This window comes from Roseovarius nubinhibens ISM, assembly GCF_000152625.1.
GTDB classification, from domain to species: Bacteria; Pseudomonadota; Alphaproteobacteria; order Rhodobacterales; family Rhodobacteraceae; genus Roseovarius; species Roseovarius nubinhibens.
Map to the genome: position 1 here is coordinate 1,903,778 of NZ_CH724156.1, position 20,885 is coordinate 1,924,662.

The following is a 20,885-nucleotide window of genomic DNA, read 5'->3' on the forward strand; positions in this document are numbered from 1 at the left end:
TCATCGACGCCCTCTGCCAGGACGACCTGGTCGGCGGTTTCTTGTGCTTGTGTCATTGTCCCCTCCGCTCTGCGTCCCGCATCATAGCACGGGTGCAGCGCCCACTTGGAAAAATGCCGCGCCCGGGTCTCTGGGGGCGCGGCACTACTGTCAGGCCATTCAGGCCGGTGACGGTTTACTTGCTGAAGATCTTGTCGGCGGGGATATCCGCACCGGCATTCTCAACGAACCATTTTGCTGCACCGGGGTGCCACATCATGACTTTGTTCTTGTCCCAGTTCTCGGGCAGGGTCGATGCGGCGGCACGGTGGATGCCCTGCATCCGCTCGTTGTCCGACATGACCGTGTCCACGACCGCATAGACAAAGCTCTCGGGCAGGTCGCAATTGGCGATGGTGAAGTTCCACATCGACACCGACCGCGCCGGCGCTTCCAGCGTGGTGTAGGTATCCGCCTTGATTTCAAAGGCCGACACCGGGAAGGCCTCCATGATCTTGGCCTGTTCCTCTTCGGTGAACTCGATGATGTTCACATCCGTCTGCACTTCGAGCTGGCTGACCGCGGGCACCGGCACACCGGCAGCAAAGGCGATCACGTCGAGAAGACCGTCCTGAAGCTGCCCGCCAAGGTCGGACCAGCCGCCATTGCGGCGCTCGAACTTGACGCCCAGCTCTTCCATCATGCGCGGGAAATAGGTGTCCGAGGTCGAGCCCGCCGGACCAAAGCCGATCCGCGCCCCATCCGGGATATCCGCGATGCTTTCGATGCCCGACGAGGCCAGCGCAGTCACGCTAAAGGGCGTCTGATACATCGGGAACATGGCACAGGCATTGGTCATCTGCAGACCGGGGGCAATCGGGTTGGTCCCTGCCAGCGATTCCGCCGCCGGGCCCATGGTGGTCATGCCGAACTGTGCCTCGCCGGTGTGCACCAGTGCCATGTTCTGCATCGGGCCGCCGGTGACTTCGCCGCCGCCAGTGATGCCGAGCTCATCCGCCACAAGGTTGGCCCAGCCCGAACCATAGGCGAAATAGGTGCCGCCCTGGCTTGCCGTGCCCACGGTAAAGCTCTCGGGCCAGCCGGTGCGATCCTCGTCACCTGCCGCGAAAACGCTCGTCGTGCCCAGCGCCGTGGTCAGGGCAAACGCAGTAATTTTGCCGAGTTTCATAATAGGTCTCCTCCAAATGTCTCACCGGCATTGTGCCGGTCTCCCATGTGGGGCCGTATTGTTAAGCCTCGCCGCGCCAATGCAACGCGGGCGCGCCCGCTTTTTGGCCGGAATGCTGATTTAATCGGCGTCATGGGTGGGAAAGGGGACATGCGCCTCTGTGCCATGTCCCCCTGACGGTACATCGCAGCGGATTTGGGCCTGAAATCACGCAGAGTAGGCCCGCGATTGATCCTGAAACTGCCCGAAAACTGACCGCAAACGGGACGCAAACGGGAGGCCGGGGCCTAGCCTTCGGCGATAAACGCCTCTCGCGACAGCCCGTATTTCTGCATCTTCTCATAGAGCGCCTTGCGCGACAGGCCGAGCGCCTCATAGGTCTCCTTGAGACTGCCGCCATGCGCCGTCAGGCTCGCCGCGATGAGCGCCTTTTCATGCGCCGCCACCCGCTCGGCCAGCGTCGCCTCCGGCTGATCCGCCGCCGGCCCGATGTCGAGATCAAGCCCAAGCGCAAACCGATCCGCCGCATTGCGCAGCTCGCGCACATTGCCGGGCCAGGGCCGCGCCGCCACCGCGTTGAGCACCGCGCCGGGAATATCGGGCACCGCAAGTTTATACCGCGCGGCGGCCTCAGCCACGAGCGTGGTAAAGAGCTTGGGCACATCCTCGCGCCGCTCGGTCAGATCGGGAATGCGCAGCGTCACCACATTGAGCCGATAGAGAAGATCGGGCCGAAACGTCCCCTCCGCCGCCGCCGCCCTGAGGTCTTGCTTGCTCGCCGCGACAAAGCGCACATCGAGCGTCACCGGCTCGTTCGAGCCGAGCCGCGTGATCGTCCGGTTCTGGATCGCATGCAAAAGCTTGGCCTGCATCGGCTGCGCCATGCTCTCGATCTCGTCGAGAAACACGGTCCCGCCGCGCGCATGTTCAAACCGGCCCGCCCGCGCCCGCATCGCGCCGGGAAAGGCCCCCGCCTCATGGCCGAACAGCTCGCGTTCGATCAGGTCGGCGGGCAGGGCGGCACAGTTGATATGGACGAACGGCTTTTCCGACCGCGCCGAAGCCCGGTGCAGCGCCCGCGCCGCGACCTCCTTGCCGGTGCCGGTCGCGCCTTCGATGAGAACATCCGCCTCGGTCCCGGCAATGGCGCGGATATGCTGGCGCAGCCGCACCATCGCATCCGACCGACCCGTTAGCCGCGCCTCGATCACGTCGCGCCGCCCCACCTGCCGCCGCAGCGCCCGGTTCTCGAGCGTCAGCCGCCGCTGTTCCAGCGCCCGCCGCACCGAGGACACCAGCCGCGTCGGCGAATAGGGCTTCTCGAGAAAATCATAGGCCCCGTCGCGCATCGACTGCACCGCCAGATCGACATCGCCATGACCGGTGACCAGGATCACCGGAATGGCGGAATCGATCTCCAGCGCCCGCGCCATGAGCTCGAGCCCATCCATCCCCGGCATCCGGATATCGGTCACCAGAATGCCGGGAAAATCCCGCGCCACATGCGACAGCGCCTCGCTCGCATCCGCGAAACAGGCCACATCGAGATCTTCGAGCTGCAGGCTCTGCGCCGCCGCCAGCCGCAGATGATCCTCGTCATCAACGAAAAGGATGGTTTCCGGTCTCATTGCGCCGCCACCTCGTCCTCGGCCACCCGATCCCGCGCATCATCAAGCTCGACGGCAAAGATTGCGCCGCCCTCGGGATGGTTGCGCGCGCTCAGCGTGCCGCCGAAATCGCGCACGATATTATAGGAAATCGACAGCCCAAGCCCGAGCCCCTTGCCCGGGCTCTTGGTGGTGAAAAACGGATCGAACAATTGCGCCATCGTGTCGTCGGTAAGCCCCTCGCCATGGTCGCGAACCTCGACGATCCAGCGCCCGCTGTCCAGCCCGGCCACCCGGATGCCGATCTCGGGGGCGGGCTGCGTCTCCATCGCGTCGAGCGCATTGGCCAGCAGATTGACCAGCACCTGTTGCAGCCGCACCTGCCCGCCCATCACGAAAATATCGCCCTCGGGCCGGTCGATGGTGATCCGCGCCTCGGCCGCCTTGATCCGGTTGTCCATCAGCGACAGCACATCCTCGAGCACCGGGATAAGCGGTACTGGTCCGATCTTTTCCTGCGGCCGCCGGGCGAAATTGCGCAGATGTCGCGAGATCGCCGCCATCCGGTCGGCCATCTGCAGGATCAGCCCCATGTTGCTGCGCGCCTCTTCCTGCCGCCCCCGCTCCATCAGGGTGAGCGCGTTCTCGGCATAGGCCTTCACCGCCGCCAGCGGCTGGTTGAACTCATGGCTGAGCCCCGCCGACATCTGGCCAAGCGCCGCCAGCTTCCCGGCCTGCACCAGCTCGCTCTGCGTCCGGCGCAGTTGATCCTCGGTGGCGCGCCGCTCGTCCACTTCCTGCAAGAGCTGCCGGTTCGCGGCGTTGAGATCGGCGGTCCGCTCCGCCACCCGGTCGATGAGCGTCTCCTGATAGATCCGCTGCTGCGCCTGCTGTTCGAGCGCCCGCGCCCGCCGCTGCAAGAACAGCGCCGCCACCAGCCCGGCAAAGAGGCTCAGAAGGATGAGCAGCGCCAGAACCTGCCGCGCCTGCGCAATCGCGGGCCCGGTGGGGGTGAGCACCCAGACCCGCCAGCCCGCCGCCGCAATCAAGCCGACATTCGACAGATATTCCTCCGGCCCCTCCCGGGTCTGAATGCGCAGCAGATCGACCGAAGGCGCCACCGCCTCATGCGCCACATCGAGCGTGCGAATCCGTTCGAGCGGATATTGCCGCGTCGCATCAATCGCGGCGAGCACCCCATCGGCCACCGGCCCCAGCGTGTTGAAATGCCAATCCTCGCGGTCCGATAGAAAGATCACATTGTTCGGATCGGTGACGAGAATGGTGTTGTCGCCATTGCGCCAGGTTTCTTCGAACCCGTGCAACAGGATCTTCACCGCCACCACCCCGAGGATCTCGGTCTCGTCGATGATCGGCGCCGCAAAGTAATAGCCCCGCTGCCCCGAGGTCAGGCCAAGCGCGTGAAACCGCCCACGCCCCTCGCGCATCGCATCGGTGAAATAGGGTCGAAAGGCAAAGCTGCGCCCGACAAAGGAATCCTCGCGCCGATAGTTACTGGCCGCGATGGTAAGCCCCTTGGCATCCATCACATAGATATCCGCCAGATCGAGCGTCAGCGCCGTCTGCCGCAGCTGTTCATTCACGAAAGGCAAGAGCCCGACATTGGTCGGATCATGCAAAAGGTCCGTCAGGATCGGCCGCTCGGCCAACAGCGCCGGCAGCGCCTCGGACCGCGACAGCGCCCCGCGCAGCGATTCCGTGGCGATCCGCAAAGTGGCGCTCTCGCGGTCGCTGGTCTTGGCCAGAAAGGATCGCTCGATCCGGGGCAGCGCCGCAAGGCTGAGCCCGATCGCCACCAGAACCAGCAACAGCAGGTTCCGCATGGCGCGGCGCATGTGATCGGATCGGGGCGGCGACGGGGCTTTCATAGCCCCGATTATGCGGCGCGGCGGGGCAATTGCCCAGAGCCTCCGTGCCGCCTGCGCTTGCAGGCCGCAAGCCCTGCCCGGGGCGGGATTTTGCCGCGCCTCGCCCCTATTGAGGGTCATTTTCCCCATTGTTATATGCTAGGGACCCCGATACCCCCGCCCACTGACCCCAAGATGACCCAAGAAAGCAGCCCCGTGACCGAGCCGCGCCAGAAAAAAGTAGAACGGCACGCCCGCCTCTCCGTCGCCCCGATGATGGATTGGACCGACCGGCATTGCCGCTATCTGCACCGGCTCCTGTCGCGTGAGGCGCTGCTTTATACCGAGATGGTGACAGCCCCGGCGCTGGTGCGGGGCGGGGCGATGCATCTGCTCGATCACGCGCCCGAGGAACATCCCGTGGCGCTGCAGCTTGGCGGCTCGGACCCCGAGGAACTGGCCGAGGCGGCTCGGCTTGGGGCCGAGGCGGGCTATGACGAGATCAATCTCAACTGCGGCTGCCCCTCGGACCGGGTGCAATCGGGCACCTTTGGCGCGGTGCTGATGACCGATCCGGGCCGGGTGGCCGACTGCTGCGCCGCGATGATCGCGGCCACCGATGTCGAGGTCACGGTGAAATGCCGCATTGGCGTCGACGACCAGGACCCCGAAGAGGTGCTGCCCGAGTTTCTCGCGCGCGTCGGGGCCGCCGGGGTGGGGCGCTTTACCATCCACGCCCGCAAGGCCTGGCTCAAGGGGCTGAGCCCCAAGGAAAACCGCGACATCCCGCCGCTCGATTACGATCTGGCGCGGCGCATGATCGGGCTTTTCCCGTCGCTGCATCTGTCGATCAACGGCGGGATCGCGACGCTCGATCACGCGGTCGAGCTGCTCGATCAGGGCTTTGACGGGGTCATGCTCGGCCGGGCCGCCTATCATCAGCCCGCCGATATTCTCTGCGCCGCCGACCGCCGCATTTTCGGCCATGACGGGCCTGACAGCACGGCCGAAGACGCGGTGCAGGCGATGCTGCCCTATATCGAGGCGCATCTCGCCGCGGGCGGGCGGCTCAACCAGATCACCCGCCATATGCTCGGCCTCTTTGCCGGTCGTCCCGGCGCGCGGGCCTGGCGGCGGATGCTGTCCGAGGGCGCGTCGCGCCCCGGTGCCGGCCCCGAGCTGGTCGAAGAGGCGCTGACCCAGATCGCCCCCGATCTCGCCGCCTGATATCTCGCCGCCTGAGAGGATGGGCTGACCCAAGCATCACCGCTTTTCCCCGGCCCGAGCCGCGTGTACACCGGACGGGACACGAACCCCGGAGACCGCCATGCCCGACACCACCCTCCTGTTGCAGATGCTTGCCCTTCTGATGGTCATCGGCGGCTTTGCCGGCGTGCTGGCCGGGCTTTTGGGCGTCGGCGGCGGCATCGTTCTGGTCCCGGCCTTCTACTATGCGTTTCAGACCCTTGGCTATGACGGCCCGCAGCTCATGCAGATGTGTCTCGCCACCTCGCTCGCCACGATCATCGTGACCTCGGTGCGCTCGGTCCTGAGCCACAACAAGAAGGGCGCGGTCGATTGGGACATCCTGCGCGGCTGGGCGCCGGGCATCGTCATCGGCGCGCTGATCGGCGTCTGGGTGGCCTCGGGGCTGCGCTCGGCCACGCTCACCGGCATCTTTGGCATTCTCGGCATCACCGTCGGCCTCTACATGGGGCTGGGCCGCGCCCATTGGCGGCTCGCCCCGGAGATGCCGCAAGGTGTCACGCGCATGATCCTGTCGCCCATCCTCGGCTTTCTCTCGGTGCTCATGGGCATCGGCGGCGGCAGCTTTGGCGTCCCGCTGATGAGCCTCTATGGCCGCCCCATTCACCGCGCCGTGGCCACCGCCGCGGGCTTTGGCATCCTGATCGCCGTGCCCTCGGTGCTGGGCTTTCTGCTGCTCGAGATCGACCCGGCGCATCGCCCGCCCTTCACCCTTGGCGCGGTCAATCTTGTGGCCTTTGTCGTGGTCATCGCCATGACGCTGATCACCGCGCCCTGGGGGGTCAAGCTCGCCCATGCCATGGACCCGAAACCGCTCAAACGGGTCTTTGCGGTCTTTCTCACCCTCGTGGCGCTCAACATGCTGCGCAAGTCGATGGGATGGTAGAGGCACTGGCCGAGACGGGCTGGGCGCTCTTCCCGGCCGAGGACGCGGTGAGCCGCTGGGCCCATCACGCCCGCGCCGCCGCCCTCGACCGCATTGTCACTGACGCCGCCCATCGCGAGGCCTGGCTCGATTGCGAAGGCACCTGGTTCGTGGGCGTCGATACGCTGCTGAATGACAGGGATGGCGCGCTGCCCGACGGCCCGCCGCTTTCGGGCACAGCCTATGAGGCGGCCCGCGCGACCTATGGCGCGCTGCCGCTCCATGCCGGGCAGGTGTCGATCACCTATCCCGGCTACCCCCGCCCCCGCGCGGGCGAGAGCGACGCCGCCCTGCGCTACCGCCGCGACCGCGACGCGGCCCATGTCGACGGGCTTCACGCCCAAGGCCCCGACCGCCGCCGTCATCTGCTCGAACGCCACGCCTATATTCTCGGCCTGCCGCTGAGCCACGCGGATCGCGGCGCAAGCCCGCTGGTCGTCTGGGAGGGCAGCCATCACATCCTGCGCCGCAGCCTGACCGAGGCGCTCTCAGGCACCGCGCCTGAGGATTGGGCCAGCGTCGATTTGACCGACATCTATCAGGCCGCCCGCCGCGAGGTATTCGACCGTTGCACAAGGGTGGAACTGCCCGCCAGCCCCGGCATGGCGACCTTGGTGCACCGGCTGGCGCTGCACGGGGTCGCGCCCTGGTCAGAGGGCGCCGAGGCCGAAGAGACCGGGCGCATGATCGCCTATTTCCGTCCTGAATTCGAAGATGTGACCCAGGACAGCTGGCTCACCGCCCCCTAAGCCCGCCTCTTAAACCTCTGCGCCAAACCCGCCTCAGCCGTCGCGCTTGAGCCGCGCCGCCCGTCCGCCGCGCCGCTTGCGCAGCATCGTGCCCCGGTCCGGCAATTCCGCCATGATCTCGCGCCGCTGATCCGGCGTCATCCGCGACCATTCGCGGATCTCGTCGATCGACCGGAGACAGCCGGTGCAAATCCGCGCCTCGGGATGCACGACACAGACCCGCACACAGGGCGATTCGATCTCGTCTCGGGTCCAGACCTGATCCTTACTCACAATGACCTCCCGATATGGCGCAACCGATCGAGCGCCCCTTGCAGGATATAGGAGGCGGCGACATGGTCGATCACCTCTGCGCGACGCTTTCGCGACGTATCCGCCTCCAAAAGCGCCCTTTCCGCTGCCACGGTCGACAGACGCTCATCCCAGAACCCGATGGGCAGATCGGTGAGCTGCGCAAAATTCCGGGCAAAGGCGCGGGTGGACTGACAGCGCGGGCCTTCCGAGCCATCCATATTGCGCGGCAGGCCGAGCACCACGCCAACCACGCTGCGCGCCGCGATAAGCTCTTGCAGACGCGCCGCATCGAGGGTGAATTTCTGCCGCTTCACGGTCTCAAGAGGCGTCGCCACCCCGCGCATCCCGTCGGACACGGCGACCCCCACGGTCTTGGTCCCGAGATCGAGCCCCATCAGCGCGCCCATCGCGGGCAGGCCCTCGGCAAAGCTCTCAAATGCGTCATGGATCATTCTGCCACCCCGGCTTGGCTCGCGGCCCCGTCGATCAGGTCAATCGCCTGCGCATTGCCGGCAAAGACCTCGCGCGCCTCTTGCGCGATGGCGCGGGCGCGGTCGCTCTCGCCCAGAACGCCCAGCGCCGTGATGAGCCGTGCCCATTCCTGCGGCGTGCCGCCCCGTGAGGCCAGCCGCTCGGACAATTGCCCGACCATGCCGCGCACAAAGGCGGCGCGATCCTCGGCGCTCATGTCTTCTGCGGCGGCAATGTCATCGGCATTTGGCCCCGGCAGCGCCGGGCTCTCGGGCAGGTCATAGCGCACGCCGGCCCGCGCCGCGACCTCGGGGATCATCGCCCGGATCGGGGTCAGCCAGGGCGCATCCGGCGCGCTCGTCCGCAGCAGCCCGTCCCAGATCCGCAACGTCGCATCGGCCCGGTCCACCTGCAGATAATAAAGTCCAAGGTAATAGAGCGCGGTCTCCTCGCCCGGCTCCCGCCGCAGCGCCGCCCGCAGCGCCGCCTCGGCCTCACCCGACACCGTGCCGCCCGCCGCCGAAATCATCAGATCGGCCAGGAGCGCATGATCGCGCCCCGTCGCCGCTTCGCCCTTGATTTCGACAATCCGCGCCTGCGCCTTCCGCGCCGCCGCAAAATTGCCAAGCCGCGCCTCGTTGCGCGCCAAGAGGCCAAGCCCCTGCAAATCATCGGGATTGCCCGCCACCGCTTCGCGCAGCTTCTCCATCAGCGCCAGAAAATCGCCCGCCACCTGCGGATCGGTCTGCGGCGTCTCGGCCTGCGCCGCCTCAAGCTCGGCCTGAGTCGGCAGGTTGGCCCGCATCCGCTCGGACGCGGCCAGCCGGTCCGACAGCGGCAGATCGCCATAGCCCGGCGCGCCAAGCAGCATGTAGAGCGCCGCAGCACCCCCCACCAGCCCGAGCACCAAGACCCCGGCCAACACCCGGCTCGGCCCCTTGGGCTGATCGCCCGCCGGGCCTTGCGCCTGCAGTTGCGCATCGGCGGTCAGAATGCGGCGCGACACTTCGGTGCGCAGCCGGGCCGCCTCGGTCTCGGTCAGCACCCCGCGTTCGAGATCGCGGTCAACGCCCCGCAACTGATCGCGATAGACCCGCAGATCATAGGCCGCCGGGGCCTCGTCACCGATCCGCCCGCGCAGGAGCGCCCGCATCAGCACAAGTGCCGCCAGCGCCGCCAGCCCGACCGAGATGATCCAGAACGCCCAAAAGCCCATAAACCTGCCACTCTCCTTAGCTCTCTGTGCATCTAACCTCTGTCACGGCGCGGCGAAAGGGGTTTGACCGCGCCGCGCCGCTTGGCCGCAGCGGGACAGCCGCATCTTCGCGGCGCGAGGGCAGGGGCGGGCAAGCGCCCGGAAAATGCACCCACGTCGGAAATTGGGCATTGCATGTCGCACTGCCGATGTGGTCCTCGGGCAGAATGCCGCACAAGGGCCCATGCCGCCTTGCGGCCCGATTCTGCCACAACCCCGGAAGTGATCATGAAACGTTATTCCGCCTTTGCCGTCGCCCGTGAAGCGCTGAACTATCACATGGGCTGGGAACGCGCCTGGGCCTCGCCCGAGCCCAAGAAGAAATACGACGTGATCATCATCGGCGCGGGCGGTCATGGCCTCGCCACCGCCTATTACCTTGGCAAGAATTTCGGCATCACCAATGTGGCGGTGATCGAAAAGGGCTGGCTCGGCGGCGGCAACACCGGCCGCAACACGACGATCATCCGCTCCAACTACCTGCAGGACGCCTCGGCGGCGATCTATGAAAAGGCCCGCTCGCTCTACGAGACGATGAGCCAGGACCTGAACTACAACGTGATGTTCTCCCCGCGCGGCGTGATCATGCTGGCCCAGACCGAACATGAGGTGCGCGGCTATCAGCGCACGGCGCATGCCAACGCGCTGCAAGGGGTCAAGACCGAGTTCATCAGCCCCGCCCGCGTCAAGGAAATCGTGCCGATCATCAATCTCAGCGGGCCGCGCTACCCGGTGCTTGGCGGGCTGTGGCAGGCCCGCGGCGGCACCGCGCGTCACGATGCGGTGGCCTGGGGCTATGCCCGCGCCTGTTCCGACATGGGCATGCATATCATCCAGAAATGCGAAGTCACCGGCGTCCGCCAAGAAGGCGGCAAGGTGGTCGGCGTCGACACCTCGCGCGGCCCCATCGACTGTGACAAGCTGGGCATGGTGGTCGCGGGCAACGCGGGCCATGTGGCGGGCATGGCGGGCTTCCGTCTGCCGGTCGAATCCGTGGCGCTGCAGGCGCTGGTGTCCGAGCCGATCAAGCCCTGCATGGATTGCGTCGTCATGGCCAACACCGTGCATGGCTACATGTCGCAATCCGACAAGGGCGAAATGGTCATCGGCGGCGGCACCGACGGGTTCAACAACTACACCCAACGCGGCAGCTTCCACCACGCCGAGGAAACCGTGCGCGCGCTGATCGAAACCTTCCCGATGATCGCCCGGCTCAAGATGCTGCGGCAATGGGGCGGCATCGTCGATGTCACCGGCGACCGCTCGCCGATCATCGGCAAGGCCCCGGTCGAGGGCATCTTCATCAACTGCGGCTGGGGCACCGGCGGCTTCAAGGCGATCCCCGGCTCGGGCTGGGGCTTTGCCGAACTGATGGCCAAGGGCTATTCGCCGCTCACCGCCGAATTCGGTCTCGACCGCTTCCACCAGGGCCGCTTTATCGACGAAAGCGTGGCCGCCGGGGTGGCGCACTGATGCAGGCCCTGATCCGGCATAGGCGGCAGGCTGCCGCCGGGCTGTCAGGCCCATGGAACCAGAAGCGGGGGGATGGCGTTGAGGCGCTGAATACACCCACTTCTGGAGGCGCATCATGTCTGACCATACCGACCACACGGAACACAACCACACCACGACCAGCAACAATGGCTTCATTGCCTTCGTCGTCGGCGGCCTCGTCGTCGCAGTGCTCGTCGTTGTCTGGCTCTTCTACGGTGGCTCTGACCTCGATGGGGCGCAAGACGTCAACATCTCGGTCGAAGGCGCTGGCGAAGCCGCGCAATCCGTCGGCGACGCGGCAAGCGACGCTGCCGAATCCACCGGCGAAGCTGCCGAATCCGCGGGCGAAGCTGTCACGCCCAGCGAATAACAACCTATCTACAGTACCGTCTTTGCGATCAGGGCGGCGCCTTCCGGCGTCCGCCCTTTTCGCGTGCGGTGCCCCCCTGAAGGAGAGTGTCACATGCTGATCCTGGACTGTCCGTGCTGCGGCGTGTCGGGCGAGGAAACCGAATTTCACGCCGGCGGCGAGGCGCATCTCAAGCGTTTCGGCCCCGGCTCGTCGGATGCCGAATTCCACGATTACCTCTTCACCAAGGAAAACCCCAAGGGCGTGCATCTCGAACGCTGGCGCCATGCCAATGGCTGCGGCAAATGGTTTCTCGCCGCCCGCGATACGATGACACTCGAGGTCTATGGCACCTATAGCGCCCAGACCACCGAACCCCCGCAAGACATCAAAGACAAGATCTCGGCAAAACGGCCGGGTTGGAGCTGGAGAGAGTTCTCATGAGCACACGTCTGGCACAGGGCGGCCGCCTCCTGAACAAGGGCCGCGCGATGGAATTCACCTTCAACGGCAAGCGTCTGCGCGGCTTTGAAGGCGACACGCTGGCCTCGGCACTGCTGGCCAATGATCAGATGCTGATCGGCCGTTCGTTCAAATATCACCGGCCGCGCGGCATCGTCGCCAGCGGCGGCGAAGAGCCCAACGCCCTCGTCGGCCTCGGCACCGGCAACAAGTTCGAACCGAACCAGCGCGCCACCACGACCGAGCTCTTCAACGGGCTGAGCTGCACCAGCCAGAACCACTGGCCGAGCCTCGAGTTTGACATCGGCGCGGTGAACTCGAAACTGGGCCGCTTCCTGCCGGCGGGCTTCTATTACAAGATGTTCATCCATCCCCGGCCGCTCTGGAAACATGTGTACGAGCCCTTCATCCGCCGCTCGGCGGGTCTCGGCAAGGCACCGACCGAGCGCGACGAAGACCGTTACGAACATCTCTACGCCTTCTTTGACGTGGTGGTGATCGGCGGCGGCGTCGCCGGTCTGCAGGCCGCGCGCAGCGCCGCCGAGGCGGGCGCAAAGGTGCTGGTGATGGAACAGACCGCCCATTGGGGCGGCCGCGCGCCGGTCGATGGCGGCACCGTCAACGGCCAGCCTGTGGATAACTTCGTGGACGAAACTCTGGCGGCCCTGCGCGACATGCCGAATGTCACCCTGCGCAACCGCATGATGGGCGCCGGCGTTTACGATCATGGCTATGTTCTGGGCTACGAACGGGTCACCGATCATCAGCCCTCGGCCCCCGGTCCGCGCCACCGTCTCTGGCGCATCCGCGCCGGTCAGATCATCACCGCCACCGGCGCCATCGAACGCCCGCTGAGCTTTGCCGGAAACGACATTCCCGGCGTCATGCTGGCCTCTGCCGTGCGTGATTATGCTGTGAATTACGGGGTTTCCGCCGGTGACCGCACCGTTGTCGTGACCAATAATGACGACGCCTACCTGACGGCCATCACCCTTAAGAAACTGGGCCTCGACGTGCCCGCCATCATCGACGCCCGGAGCGCGGGCGGCGGTGCGCTCGCCGATGAGGCGCGCGGCCTCGGCATCCGGGTCGAGACCGGCAAGGGCGTGGCCAAGGTCAAGGGCGGCAAACGCGTCACCGGCGTCAGCCTCTGCAACCAGGCCGGCGAAGGCGCCGAGATCGAAGAGATCGCCTGCGACGCGGTCGCCATGTCCGGCGGCTGGTCGCCGGTGGTGCACCTCTGGTCCCATTGCGGCGGCAAGCTGGTGTGGGATACCGCACAGGCGCATTTCCGCCCTGATGTGGATAACGCCCCCACCGGCGCCAAGGGCGAGGCTTTCGTCATCGCCGCAGGCACCGCCAATGGCGAATTGTCCCTCGCCGGGGCGCTCGCCGATGGCCATGAGGCCGGGCGCGAAGCGGCCCGCCGTCTGGGCCTCAAAGCCTCTGCCTCCGACGCCCCCAAAGGCGACAGCCCCGCTGAGGCCGCGATCGAACCGGTCTGGATGATGCCGCAAGGCGCGCCGATCAAGCTGCGGATGAAATCCTGGCTCGATTACCAGAACGACGTAAAGGTCTCGGACGTGCAGCTCGCCGCCCGCGAAGGCTTTGAATCCGTCGAACACGCCAAGCGTTACACCACGCTCGGCATGGCCACCGATCAGGGCAAGCTCAGCAATATCAACGGGCTCGCCATCCTGTCGGACGCGCTCAATCAGCCGATCCCGCAGACCGGCACCACCACCTTCCGCCCGCCCTATACGCCGATCTCGCTCTCGGCCATCGCGGGCGAGGCGCGTGACGAGCTGTTCCAGCCGATCCGCCGCACGCCCATTCAGGGCTGGCATGATGACAATGGCGCGGTCTATGAACCCGTCGGCCAATGGCGTCGCCCCTATTGCTTCACCCGGTCGGGCGAAGACAATCACGCCGCCGTCAGCCGCGAGATCCGCCAGACCCGCGCGCGTCTCGGCCTGCTCGACGCCTCGACACTGGGCAAGATCATCGTCAAGGGCCCGGATGCCGGGAAATTCCTCGACATGCTCTACACCAACATGATGTCGACGCTGAAACCGGGCAAATGCCGCTATGGTCTGATGTGCAACGAGAACGGCTTTCTCATGGATGACGGCGTTGTCGCCCGCATCGACGAGGACACGTTCCTGTGCCACACCACCACCGGCGGCGCAGAGTCGATCCATGGCCATATGGAAGACTGGCTGCAATGCGAATGGTGGGACTGGAAGGTCTATACCGCCAACGTGACCGAGCAATATGCCCAGATCGCCGTCGTCGGCCCCGAGGCCCGCAATGTGCTGGCCGAACTGACCGAGGAGGACATCAGCGCCGAAACCCTGCCCTTCATGGGCTGGTCCGACATCACGCTCGACGGCATCCCGGCGCGCGCCTACCGGATCTCCTTCTCGGGCGAGCTGAGCTATGAGATCGCGGTCGCCGCAGGCCATGGCCGGGCGCTCTGGGATCGTCTGATGGAGGTCGGCGCCAAGCATGACGTCATGCCCTACGGCACCGAAGGGCTGCATGTGATGCGGGCCGAAAAGGGCTTTATCATGATCGGCGACGAGACCGACGGCACGGTGATCCCGCAGGATCTCAACATGCAATGGGCGATCTCGAAGAAGAAAGAGGACTATCTCGGCAAGCGCGCCCAGGAGCGGAGCCATATGGCCGATCCGACCCGCTGGAAACTTGTGGGTCTGGAAACGCTCGACGGCTCGGTGCTGCCCGATGGCGCCTATGCCACCGAGGAGGGCGTCAACGAGAACGGCCAGCGCAAGGTGCAGGGCCGCGTCACCTCGACCTATTATTCGCCGACGCTCGACCGCGGCATCGCCATGGGCCTCCTGCGCCACGGCCCCGACCGCATGGGCGAAGTGATCGACTTCCCCAAGGTCGATGGCACGGTGGTTCAGGCCCGGGTCGTCGACCCGGTCTTCTACGACAAGGACGGAGAAAAGCAGAATGTCTGATGCCAAAAGCGCCCTCCCCGGCGCCCGCTACGAGGGCTTCGTCAAGCTTCGTGAAATGGGCCTGCAAGGCATGATCACCCTGCGCGGCGATCTCGCTTCGGCCAAGCTGGCGGCGGCGGTGCAAACCGCCACCGGCACCGCCGTGCCCGGCCAGCGCCAGATCGTCACCGAAGGCGACCGCGCCGCCGCCTGGATGTCGCCGGACGAGCTGTTGCTGCTGGTACCCTATGCCGAGGTGGCCGACATCATCGCCGCGATCGAGACCGCGCTGGCGGGCGAGCATTTCCTCGCCGTCAACGTCTCGGACGCCCGCGCCATGTTCCGCCTCGAAGGCGCGCTCTGCCGCGATGCCATGGCCAAGCTCAGCCCGGTCGATTTCAGTGAAGCCGCCTTCTGCCCCGGCGATTTCCGCCGCTCGCGCATGGCCCAGATCGCCGCCGCCATGTGGATGCCCGATGGGCAATCGCTGCAGGTGATCTGCTTCCGCTCGGTGGCGCAATATGCCTTCGATCTGCTGAGCGCCGCCGCCGCCCCCGGCAGCGAACCGCGCCTCTACGGCTGATCCGGCACAAGACAGGGTATCTGGCCCGGAACAAGGCCGAAGGCCGCCGGGTCAGCGCCTGCCCGTCCCATCGGGCTGGCGCTTTGGACAGGGGCGCGCGATATGGCACTGCACGGTGACGTGGCCCGATAAACCGTCAGGCCCACAAGCGATCAGCGCCACCCCACGGGCATCCGCCGTTCCCCGCAAGCGCTACGACCTCAAGCGAGGCGAAACCGCCACTCGCCCCACCTAATAGCGTTCCAGCGAGATCAGTGAGAAGACCGCCCAGCCCGGAACAAGGCCGAAGGCCGCCGGGCCAGCGCCTGCCCGTCCCGGCGGGCTGGCGCTTCTGCGGGCTCCCCGTGCGATGGGCAGGGCAGAGGCAGGAGGCGCGATAAAGCGCCTTTCACCAGCCTATGGCGCGCCACCCCACGGGCAGGCCCCAGCCCCACGCGCCTCTTGATAGATTTCCCGCAAATAAACAGGTCAGTGAGAGGACCGCCCTGCCCGGAACAAACCCGCAGGCCGCCGGGCCCCCGACACCACATCAGACGGGCCAGAGCTTGCCCGGGGGATGGCGCTGCCCGGCCTGTGACTTGACGCTTTATAGTCCCACGCCCTCGGACACTCGCCTCCCGCGCGCCCGTGGCCAGAGCGCCAGCCCGCCGGAACGGGCAGGCGCTGGCCCGGCGGCCCTGCGGGTTTGCCCCGGGCCCGAGCTTTTCCCCGGCATATCCGGCAAATCCCCGCCGCGCCCCTTGACCTCTGGCCCGTTCGGCCTCAATCAGGTGCATGAAGACCGATTTTCATAACCGATGAAGGGAGCCCAAGACATGGCATTCGAACTTCCCGATCTTCCCTACGCACATGACGCCCTCGCCTCCAAGGGCATGTCCGCAGAGACGCTGGAATATCACCACGACCTGCACCACAACGCCTATGTGACCAATGGCAACGCCGCCATCAAGGGCACCGAGTGGGAGGGCAAGAGCCTCGAAGAGATCATCAAAGGCACCTACGACCCCAAGGCCGTCGCCCAGAATGGCATCTTCAACAACATCAGCCAACTCTGGAACCACAACCAGTTCTGGGAGATGATGGGCCCCGGCGAGAGCAAAATGCCCAGCGAGCTTGAAAAAGCCCTGACCGACAGCTTTGGCTCGGTCGACGAGTTCAAGAAACAATTCTCCGCCGCCGGCGCCGGTCAGTTCGGCTCGGGCTGGGCCTGGCTCGTCAAGGACAGCGATGGCAGCCTCAAGGTCACCAAGACCGAAAACGGCGTCAACCCGCTCTGCTTCAACCAGACCGCGCTTCTGGGCTGCGACGTGTGGGAGCACAGCTACTACATCGACTTCCGCAACAAACGCCCCGCCTATCTCGAGAACTTCCTCGAGAAGCTGGTGAACTGGGAAAACGTCGCGAGCCGCATGTAAGCGCCGCGACCGCCGGGCGACCCACCGCCCCGCACCAGATCAGCCGCCCGATGCCCCCTCGGCCTCGGGCGGTTTTTTCATGGGGTAGGGGGGGATATCGGGGCGGCCACACCCCCTCAAAACCCCCACTGTCGCTTTGCTGTCGTTTTACCGACGCAATACCGACGTGGCATTTTCGGGAGGTTTCAACCCTTGAGCTCCGCCGCCAGCGGCCGCAGCGCCTCGGTCAGCGCGGCGATGTCTGGCACCGTCTGAAACAGATCGCGGACGCTCTCATGGGCAAAGCCCTCGGCCACCACATGATCGATCAACCCGAGCAGCGGCGTCCAGTAGCCGTCGGTGTTCACCACGAAAATCGGCCGCCCATGCAGCCCGATCTGCGCCCAGGTCAGCACCTCGAAAAACTCGTCGAGCGACCCCGCCCCACCGGGCAGCAAGACGATCGCATGCGAGTTCGAAAACATCACCTTCTTGCGCTCATGCATCGTCTCGGTGATGACCAGCGCATTGAGGTCGCGCTTGCCCGCCTCGAGGTCCATAAGGTGTTGGGGGATAACGCCAAAATTATTACCGCCCGCCTGCTGATTGGCCCGCGCGACAAGCCCCATGAGCCCGATATCCCCGGCCCCGTAGACCAACCGCCAGCCCTCAGCCGCAAGCGTCCGGCCCAGCGTTTCTGCGGCCTCCGCATAGGCCGGGTTTCCCCCGGTTTTCGAGCCGCAAAAGACACAGACGGACAAAGGGGTCATACCGGGGGCCTCGCTTGGATAAACTGTTGTTTTGACCCGTGATAGCGCCGTTGCTATGCTCCGGCAACTGCGCAGGACAAGCGCGGGACGACGGAAGGGTCGAGATGAAAAAGACACTGGGGATGGGAGACAGCCCGGCCATGATGGCTCTGGGCGGTCTGGTGGCGGCAGGCTTGGTGGCCGTGCTGCTCTTTCTGGCCGGGGTGATCCCCGATCGCTGGGCAGTGACGGACGCCCCGCCGACACCGGTTCAGACCGTCGCCCAGCCGGTCGAAACCTCGCCCGCCGAACAGGCGCCGCAATTGCCGCCCGCCCCGGAAATCAGCCTCTTCCGCCTCGATCCCGACGGCAGCGCCGTGGTGGCGGGCAAGGGCACGCTGGGCTGGCAGGTGATCATCACGCTCGAGGGCGAAGACCTGCATCAGGCGACCCTCGACGGCAAGGGCCAATTCGCTGAATTCGTGACGATTTCTGCCCATGATCAGCCGCGCATCCTGTCGCTCAAGATGACCCAAGGCGCCGACGGCCCGATGATCCGCGCCCCGCAAGAGGTGATCATCGCGCCGAGCATGACCGTGACCTCCGCCCCGCTCGAGACGCCGGAAACCCCGTCGATCGCCGCGCTCGATCTGCCCGAGGTCACCCTCCCTGAAACGCTGCCCGACACCGACACTGGCAGCCCCCAGACAGCGGCCCCGGCAGAGCCTGAGACGGCCCAGCCCGAAGCGACAGAGCCCGCGCCCCAGACCGTGCTCATGGCCGATGCCGAGGGGGTCAGCGTCCTGCAAGGCGGCGATCCCGCCCCCGAGGTGCAAAGCCGCGTCGCGCTCGATGCGATCACCTATGACGACACCGGCGATGTGGCACTTTCGGGCCGCGCGGCGGGCGATGGCTTCGTGCGGGTCTATCTCGACAATCAGCCCATCACCACCTCGCGGATCACCGAGGCCGGCCGCTGGCGCAGCGCGCTGCCGCAGGTCGACACCGGGCTCTATACGCTGCGCGTCGACGAGGTGAACGCCGATGGCACCGTCACCTCGCGGGTCGAAACCCCGTTCCGCCGCGAAGATGACGAGGTGCTCGCCGCCCGCGAGGCGCTGGCCGCCGATCCCACCGCCCGCGCCCGCATCGTCACCGTGCAACCCGGGGCGAGCCTCTGGGCCATCTCGCGCGAAACCTATGGCGAGGGCATCCTCTATGTCCGCGTCTTCGAAGCCAATCGCGACCGCATCCGCAACCCTGATCTGATCTACCCCGGTCAGGTCTTTTCCCTGCCAGAATAACCCTTTGCCGCCACGCCTCGCGCCGAGCACAGCCCATGTGCGGGGCGCAGACCGGCTTTCTCGCCCGGACTTCTGGAAAACCGGCAGGGGCCGGGTTAGGTGTGGGGCAATGAAAGGTCCCGCCCATGCCGCCCTCTGATCCCACGCAACCCACCACGCCAATGCCCGCCGATGGCTGGGGGGTGATCCGCCGCGTCGCGCCCTATCTCTGGCCCGAGGGCGAGGCCTGGGTCAAACGCCGGGTGATCGTCGCCCTGCTGCTCTTGCTGGTGGCCAAGCTCATCGCCGTCGCCACGCCGCCGCTCTACAAGGCCGCCGTCGACAGCCTCGCGGGCGACGCGCCGAACGAGACCTGGCTGCTCGCCATCGGGGCCATCGGGCTCACCATCGCCTATGGCATGGCGCGGCTGATGACCGTGGGCTTTCAGCAATTGCGCGATGCGGTCTTTGCCCGCGTGGCCCAGCGCGCCCTGCGCAAGCTGGCGCTCGAGACCTTCACCCATATCCACCGCATGTCGATGCGCTATCACATCACCCGCAAGACCGGCGGGCTGAGCCGGATCATCGAACGCGGGGTCAAGGGCGTCGATTTCCTGCTGCGGTTCCTGATCTTCTCGATCGGGCCGCTGATCCTCGAACTGACGCTGGTGGCGCTGGTGCTCTGGGCGGTGTTCGACGTCTGGTATCTGGTGGTGGTGGTCGGGGTCATCGCCGCCTATGTCACCTTCACCTTCAAGGTCACCGAATGGCGCGTGAAACTGCGCCGCCAGATGAATGACCAAGACACCGATGCCAACCAAAAGGCCATCGACAGCCTGCTCAATTTCGAGACGGTCAAATATTTCGGCGCCGAAGGCCGCGAGGCCGCGCGCTATGACAAATCCATGGAAGGCTATGAGGCGGCAGCCCTCAAAACCGCCTATTCCTTGGCCATTCTCAACTTTGGTCAGAGTTTCCTGATCACCGGTGGGCTGGTCATCGTGATGGTCATGGCGGCGATGGGCGTACAGTCCGGCGATCTCACCGTGGGCGATTTCGTCATGGTCAACGCCTATATGATCCAGATCACCATGCCTCTGAATTTCCTCGGCACGGTCTACCGCGAAATCCGGCAGGCGCTGGTCGATATGGGCGAGATGTTCGGCCTGCTCGATCAGGCCCCCGATGTGACCGACCGCCCCGGGGCCAAGCCGCTGGCGGTGAGCGAAGGCGCGCTGCGGTTTGAAAATGTGCGCTTTGGCTACGAGGCCGAGAGACCCATTCTCAAGGGCATCAGCTTTGACGTGCCGGCTGGGCAAACCGTGGCGGTGGTCGGCTCTTCGGGCTCGGGGAAATCGACCATCGGGCGGCTGCTCTTTCGCTTCTACGATGTGCAGGGCGGGGCGATACGCATCGACGGGCAGGATCTGCGCGACGTGACCCAGCAGAGCCTGCATGAGGCCATCGGCGTCGTGCCGCAGGACACCGTGCTCTTCAATGACACGATCCGCTACAACATCGCCTATGGCCGCGCCGGGGCCACCGAGGAGGAGATCATCGAGGCCGCCCGCGCCGCCCAGATCCATGACTTTATCCTGACCCTGCCCGATGGCTATGACACCGCCGTCGGCGAACGCGGGCTCAAGCTCTCGGGCGGCGAGAAACAGCGCGTCGGCATCGCCCGCACCCTGCTCAAGAACCCGCCGGTGCTGCTTCTGGACGAGGCGACGAGCGCGCTCGACAGTGAGACAGAGCGCGGCATTCAGGCGGCGCTGGCCCGCGCCACTCAGGGACGCACGGCGATCACCATCGCGCACCGCCTCTCGACCATCGCCGATGCCGATCTCATCATCGTGCTCGAGGCGGGCGAGATCGTCGAAAGCGGCTCGCATGATGCGCTCTTGGCGCAGGACGGGCGCTATGCCGCGCTCTGGCGCACGCAACAGGCGGAACGCGTTTAGCGCATAGCGCCGATGGGCTGATGATGGGCCGGGTTTCC

Annotated in this window: 18 protein-coding genes; 11 read left to right on the forward strand and 7 right to left on the reverse strand. The window is 66.0% G+C overall.

Annotation, left to right across the window (positions count from 1 at the left end; genetic code table 11):
* Positions 1 to 175: 175 nt before the first annotated feature.
* The 3 genes from ISM_RS09165 to ISM_RS09175 all read right to left on the reverse strand — a co-directional run bounded on the left by ISM_RS09165 (position 176) and on the right by ISM_RS09175 (position 4,631).
* On the reverse strand, positions 176 to 1,168 hold the full coding sequence (locus ISM_RS09165) for a TAXI family TRAP transporter solute-binding subunit (RefSeq protein ID WP_009813867.1): 993 nt from the start codon (positions 1,166 to 1,168) through the stop codon (positions 176 to 178).
* A 287-nt stretch (positions 1,169 to 1,455) separates the two neighbouring features.
* A complete protein-coding gene (locus ISM_RS09170) occupies positions 1,456 to 2,796 on the reverse strand; it encodes a sigma-54-dependent transcriptional regulator (RefSeq protein WP_009813868.1) in 1,341 nt (446 codons plus the stop codon).
* The gene (locus ISM_RS09175) at positions 2,793 to 4,631 is read right to left on the reverse strand and encodes a sensor histidine kinase (RefSeq protein ID WP_040617984.1); all 1,839 of its coding nucleotides are present in this window, start codon (positions 4,629 to 4,631) and stop codon (positions 2,793 to 2,795) included. The genes ISM_RS09170 and ISM_RS09175 overlap by 4 nt, the downstream gene beginning before the upstream one ends.
* A gap of 207 nt (positions 4,632 to 4,838) precedes the next feature.
* Here ISM_RS09175 and dusA point away from each other — a divergent pair, with 207 nt between their 5' ends.
* From dusA to ISM_RS09190, 3 genes are all read left to right on the forward strand, one after another.
* Positions 4,839 to 5,870, forward strand: a complete 1,032-nt coding sequence (dusA, locus tag ISM_RS09180) for a tRNA dihydrouridine(20/20a) synthase DusA (protein WP_009813870.1) — start codon at positions 4,839 to 4,841, stop codon at positions 5,868 to 5,870.
* 100 nt (positions 5,871 to 5,970) lie between these two features.
* Entirely contained in the window at positions 5,971 to 6,795 is an 825-nt protein-coding gene (locus ISM_RS09185; protein ID WP_009813871.1) for a sulfite exporter TauE/SafE family protein, read from the forward strand.
* Complete coding sequence (locus ISM_RS09190; RefSeq protein WP_009813872.1) at positions 6,789 to 7,583, forward strand: hypothetical protein; 795 nt, start codon at positions 6,789 to 6,791, stop codon at positions 7,581 to 7,583. Before ISM_RS09185 ends, ISM_RS09190 begins: the two co-directional genes overlap by 7 nt.
* A 33-nt stretch (positions 7,584 to 7,616) precedes the next feature.
* On the opposite strand, the gene ISM_RS09195 is transcribed toward ISM_RS09190, so the two are convergent.
* Genes ISM_RS09195 through ccmI form a run of 3 tightly spaced genes read right to left on the reverse strand, consistent with a single transcriptional unit; the run spans position 7,617 to position 9,564 of the window.
* On the reverse strand, positions 7,617 to 7,856 hold the full coding sequence (locus ISM_RS09195) for a DUF1289 domain-containing protein (RefSeq protein WP_009813873.1): 240 nt from the start codon (positions 7,854 to 7,856) through the stop codon (positions 7,617 to 7,619).
* Positions 7,853 to 8,329, reverse strand: coding sequence for a Holliday junction resolvase RuvX (gene ruvX, locus ISM_RS09200; RefSeq protein WP_009813874.1), 477 nt, complete (start codon positions 8,327 to 8,329; stop codon positions 7,853 to 7,855). The genes ISM_RS09195 and ruvX overlap by 4 nt, the downstream gene beginning before the upstream one ends.
* Positions 8,326 to 9,564, reverse strand: a complete 1,239-nt coding sequence (gene ccmI / locus ISM_RS09205; RefSeq protein ID WP_009813875.1) for a c-type cytochrome biogenesis protein CcmI — start codon at positions 9,562 to 9,564, stop codon at positions 8,326 to 8,328. The genes ruvX and ccmI overlap by 4 nt, the downstream gene beginning before the upstream one ends.
* 267 nt (positions 9,565 to 9,831) lie before the next feature.
* Here ccmI and ISM_RS09210 point away from each other — a divergent pair, with 267 nt between their 5' ends.
* The 6 genes from ISM_RS09210 to ISM_RS09235 all read left to right on the forward strand — a co-directional run bounded on the left by ISM_RS09210 (position 9,832) and on the right by ISM_RS09235 (position 16,875).
* The gene (locus ISM_RS09210; RefSeq protein WP_009813876.1) at positions 9,832 to 11,076 is read left to right on the forward strand and encodes a sarcosine oxidase subunit beta family protein; all 1,245 of its coding nucleotides are present in this window, start codon (positions 9,832 to 9,834) and stop codon (positions 11,074 to 11,076) included.
* 115 nt (positions 11,077 to 11,191) lie between these two features.
* Positions 11,192 to 11,467, forward strand: coding sequence for a hypothetical protein (locus ISM_RS09215; RefSeq protein ID WP_009813877.1), 276 nt, complete (start codon positions 11,192 to 11,194; stop codon positions 11,465 to 11,467).
* 93 nt (positions 11,468 to 11,560) lie between these two features.
* Entirely contained in the window at positions 11,561 to 11,890 is a 330-nt protein-coding gene (locus tag ISM_RS09220) for a sarcosine oxidase subunit delta (RefSeq protein WP_009813878.1), read from the forward strand.
* Positions 11,887 to 14,898: a sarcosine oxidase subunit alpha family protein gene (locus ISM_RS09225; protein ID WP_009813879.1), complete on the forward strand. Its 3,012-nt coding sequence runs from the start codon at positions 11,887 to 11,889 to the stop codon at positions 14,896 to 14,898. The genes ISM_RS09220 and ISM_RS09225 overlap by 4 nt, the downstream gene beginning before the upstream one ends.
* Positions 14,891 to 15,460, forward strand: a complete 570-nt coding sequence (locus ISM_RS09230) for a sarcosine oxidase subunit gamma (RefSeq protein ID WP_009813880.1) — start codon at positions 14,891 to 14,893, stop codon at positions 15,458 to 15,460. Before ISM_RS09225 ends, ISM_RS09230 begins: the two co-directional genes overlap by 8 nt.
* 815 nt (positions 15,461 to 16,275) lie before the next feature.
* Positions 16,276 to 16,875, forward strand: coding sequence for a superoxide dismutase (locus ISM_RS09235; protein WP_009813881.1), 600 nt, complete (start codon positions 16,276 to 16,278; stop codon positions 16,873 to 16,875).
* A 185-nt stretch (positions 16,876 to 17,060) separates the two neighbouring features.
* On the opposite strand, the gene ISM_RS09240 is transcribed toward ISM_RS09235, so the two are convergent.
* The gene (locus tag ISM_RS09240; protein ID WP_009813882.1) at positions 17,061 to 17,624 is read right to left on the reverse strand and encodes an LOG family protein; all 564 of its coding nucleotides are present in this window, start codon (positions 17,622 to 17,624) and stop codon (positions 17,061 to 17,063) included.
* Positions 17,625 to 17,728: 104 nt separating this feature from the next.
* Here ISM_RS09240 and ISM_RS09245 point away from each other — a divergent pair, with 104 nt between their 5' ends.
* On the forward strand, positions 17,729 to 18,907 hold the full coding sequence (locus tag ISM_RS09245) for a LysM peptidoglycan-binding domain-containing protein (RefSeq protein ID WP_009813883.1): 1,179 nt from the start codon (positions 17,729 to 17,731) through the stop codon (positions 18,905 to 18,907).
* A 125-nt stretch (positions 18,908 to 19,032) separates the two neighbouring features.
* Positions 19,033 to 20,847, forward strand: coding sequence for an ABCB family ABC transporter ATP-binding protein/permease (locus tag ISM_RS09250; RefSeq protein ID WP_040617985.1), 1,815 nt, complete (start codon positions 19,033 to 19,035; stop codon positions 20,845 to 20,847).
* Positions 20,848 to 20,885 lie beyond the last annotated feature (38 nt).

Bases quoted from the DNA above. Each gene is read 5' to 3' on its own strand.
- ISM_RS09165 (WP_009813867.1), bottom strand. From the start codon at position 1,168: ATGAAACTCGGCAAAATTACTGCGTTTGCCCTGACCACGGCGCTGGGC.
- ISM_RS09170 (WP_009813868.1), bottom strand. From the start codon at position 2,796: ATGAGACCGGAAACCATCCTTTTCGTTGATGACGAGGATCATCTGCGG.
- ISM_RS09175 (WP_040617984.1), bottom strand. From the start codon at position 4,631: ATGCGCCGCGCCATGCGGAACCTGCTGTTGCTGGTTCTGGTGGCGATC.
- dusA (WP_009813870.1), top strand. From the start codon at position 4,839: ATGACCCAAGAAAGCAGCCCCGTGACCGAGCCGCGCCAGAAAAAAGTA.
- ISM_RS09185 (WP_009813871.1), top strand. From the start codon at position 5,971: ATGCCCGACACCACCCTCCTGTTGCAGATGCTTGCCCTTCTGATGGTC.
- ISM_RS09190 (WP_009813872.1), top strand. From the start codon at position 6,789: ATGGTAGAGGCACTGGCCGAGACGGGCTGGGCGCTCTTCCCGGCCGAG.
- ruvX (WP_009813874.1), bottom strand. From the start codon at position 8,329: ATGATCCATGACGCATTTGAGAGCTTTGCCGAGGGCCTGCCCGCGATG.
- ccmI (WP_009813875.1), bottom strand. From the start codon at position 9,564: ATGGGCTTTTGGGCGTTCTGGATCATCTCGGTCGGGCTGGCGGCGCTG.
- ISM_RS09210 (WP_009813876.1), top strand. From the start codon at position 9,832: ATGAAACGTTATTCCGCCTTTGCCGTCGCCCGTGAAGCGCTGAACTAT.
- ISM_RS09215 (WP_009813877.1), top strand. From the start codon at position 11,192: ATGTCTGACCATACCGACCACACGGAACACAACCACACCACGACCAGC.
- ISM_RS09220 (WP_009813878.1), top strand. From the start codon at position 11,561: ATGCTGATCCTGGACTGTCCGTGCTGCGGCGTGTCGGGCGAGGAAACC.
- ISM_RS09225 (WP_009813879.1), top strand. From the start codon at position 11,887: ATGAGCACACGTCTGGCACAGGGCGGCCGCCTCCTGAACAAGGGCCGC.
- ISM_RS09230 (WP_009813880.1), top strand. From the start codon at position 14,891: ATGTCTGATGCCAAAAGCGCCCTCCCCGGCGCCCGCTACGAGGGCTTC.
- ISM_RS09235 (WP_009813881.1), top strand. From the start codon at position 16,276: ATGGCATTCGAACTTCCCGATCTTCCCTACGCACATGACGCCCTCGCC.
- ISM_RS09240 (WP_009813882.1), bottom strand. From the start codon at position 17,624: ATGACCCCTTTGTCCGTCTGTGTCTTTTGCGGCTCGAAAACCGGGGGA.
- ISM_RS09245 (WP_009813883.1), top strand. From the start codon at position 17,729: ATGAAAAAGACACTGGGGATGGGAGACAGCCCGGCCATGATGGCTCTG.
- ISM_RS09250 (WP_040617985.1), top strand. From the start codon at position 19,033: ATGCCGCCCTCTGATCCCACGCAACCCACCACGCCAATGCCCGCCGAT.